This window comes from Aquabacterium sp., from assembly GCF_004297345.1.
In the GTDB taxonomy this organism is placed as follows: domain Bacteria; phylum Pseudomonadota; class Gammaproteobacteria; order Burkholderiales; family Burkholderiaceae_C; genus Aquabacterium.
The window spans coordinates 1-1,613 of the sequence record NZ_SCTN01000604.1 but is presented as its reverse complement, the minus strand read 5'-3'; the positions used below and the strand labels follow the sequence as shown (position 1 = coordinate 1,613).

The following is a 1,613-nucleotide window of genomic DNA, read 5'->3' as shown; positions in this document are numbered from 1 at the left end:
ACCGGCGCCGGGCCGATCACGACCCGGCGCCGACGCGAAACGCATCGAGCGTGAGGTCGATCACGTCGCCGTTGCGCTCGGTGTACCGGATGCGCACCGGATAGCCCTCGAAGGCAGCCGCATACCAGATCTCGACACGCGATTCGTATGACTCCGGCCGCGGCAGCCGTACGAAATGCAAGGCCCGCGCCGGGCCGGGCCCGAGCGCGAGTTCCTCTTCCCCGACCAGCGCGAACGACCAGGTCTCGACCCCGCGTGTTCCGGCCAGTTGCACCTCGTACGCGTCGATGCGCGCCGGGTCGGTGGCGCTGCGCACCAGCCCGGCCAGCTGGAACAGCACGCTCGCACGGTCCTGAGCCCCGGCCGCGAGCGGAAACGCCTTGCTCGACGCCGAGAACGTGATGGTCTGCTTGTCCGGCTCGCGATTGAAGTTCGTCGCCACGGTCGCGCGGCTGCGCCGTTGCTCGGTATAGCGGTCGGGCGCCAGACCGTCGCTTTGCACGCTGCCTTCGCTGGTCGAGCTTTGCAGCCGCAGTGTGGTGATCAGCAGATCCAGCCCCATCGTCTGCTCGATGCGATAACGGCCATCGGCGATCTGCCAGTGCAATTCGCCGGTGCCGTAATACGGCGTCTTGCCTTGCAGCGCCAGCGCCTTGAAGGTCAGCGTTCCGTTCGGCGGCCAGTGGTCGATATGCAAGCGCTGGTCGGCGGTCGTGTCGGGCACGGCGTTCGTCGTCGTCTCGGCGGCCGCGTCCGTCGTGCTGGTCGGGGCTGCGGCCTCCCCGGATGCGATTGCGGTCGATGGCGTGGGAGCCGTTTGCGAGGCCTCGCCGGCCGTCGTGGCCTCGCCCGACACCGCATCCCCGGGGGACGCATTCGCCGATGGCGTAGCAGTGCTCTCGGGCGCCTGAGCGGACGGGGCGGTGTCGGCAGCCGGCGCGGGCGGTATCGGGTCGATGGAAGGGGCCTTCCTGATCGCGCGCGGCGCGCGACGTGCCGGCGCGACGCGCACACGCGGGACCGCAACGGCCGCTTCGACGATCGTCGCCTCGACCGGTGCCGGCGCGTAGACCGGCTCGGCGGCACCGAAACGCAGACCGTGATCGAATGCCCGCAGGAGCAGCGCGTGCAGCAGCAGCGAAGCCGCGACGTACAGCGCGATGCGGCGGACGCCGAACAAGGCCGGCAGGCGGGGCGCGATCGTCGTCGACATGCGGCCATCTTAGCGAAGCCTGCGCGCCAGGCGGCGAATCGCGCGTGGCAGAATGCGCCGCACCGTGCGCCATCGCCCTGCACACGCCCACCCGCCACTCGATCGCTGCATATTCACGCCATGAAACTCGCCACCCTCAAGGACGGATCACGCGATGGCCAGCTGGCCGTGGTGTCGCGCGATCTGACCACGGTCCATCTGGCGTCCGGCATTTGTCCGACCTTGCAGAAGGCACTCGACGACTGGGATTTTTTCGCGCCGCAACTGCAGGACCTTTACGAGACGCTCAACCACGGCAAGGGAGCGCGTCATGCGTTTGCCTTCGATCCGGCGCGCTGCATGGCACCCTTGCCGCGCGCGTTTCAATGGGCCGACGAGTCGGCCTACGTCAACCATGTCG

The 1,613-nt window shown here is 68.9% G+C and carries 1 protein-coding gene and 1 pseudogene; one reads left to right on the top strand and one right to left on the bottom strand.

Annotation, left to right across the window (positions count from 1 at the left end):
- Positions 1-16: 16 nt before the first annotated feature.
- The gene (locus EPO09_RS21960) at positions 17-1,213 is read right to left on the bottom strand and encodes a DUF3108 domain-containing protein (RefSeq protein WP_290646716.1); all 1,197 of its coding nucleotides are present in this window, start codon (positions 1,211-1,213) and stop codon (positions 17-19) included.
- A gap of 120 nt (positions 1,214-1,333) precedes the next feature.
- Between EPO09_RS21960 and EPO09_RS21955 the strand changes: the two are divergent.
- Positions 1,334-1,613 (top strand): annotated as a pseudogene (locus EPO09_RS21955) (fumarylacetoacetate hydrolase); the annotation flags it as partial.